The sequence below is a fragment of the Psychrobacter sp. TB55-MNA-CIBAN-0194 genome (assembly GCF_040309505.1).
Taxonomy (GTDB): domain Bacteria; phylum Pseudomonadota; class Gammaproteobacteria; order Pseudomonadales; family Moraxellaceae; genus Psychrobacter; species Psychrobacter fozii.
The window spans coordinates 1-233 of the sequence record NZ_JBEOOW010000835.1 but is presented as its reverse complement, the minus strand read 5'-3'; the positions used below and the strand labels follow the sequence as shown (position 1 = coordinate 233).

Sequence of the window (233 nt, the reverse complement as noted above, 5' to 3'; positions counted from 1 at the left end):
CGTTTTAACTGGATGAGTTACAGCGAATTGCAAAAACAAGATGTGATCCGTTTGTGCACACAGCGCAAACGTCGCCGTCAATATGCCTTACATAAAGCTAAGCAGCTGGATTTACAAACCCAGCTAACGTCACACACTCCACAATTAGATTTTGATAGTGCGTCAACACCTGCTGATGATGTTGATTTAACCAACTTTAGTTTAGATTAATACTTTCTATCACGCTTTCATTG

The 233-nt window shown here is 39.9% G+C and carries 1 protein-coding gene; it reads left to right on the top strand.

What is annotated here, in order from left to right:
* Positions 1–210: hypothetical protein (locus AAEY75_RS17265; protein ID WP_352260413.1), on the top strand; the 210-nt coding region annotated here is incomplete at its 5' end.
* Positions 211–233 lie beyond the last annotated feature (23 nt).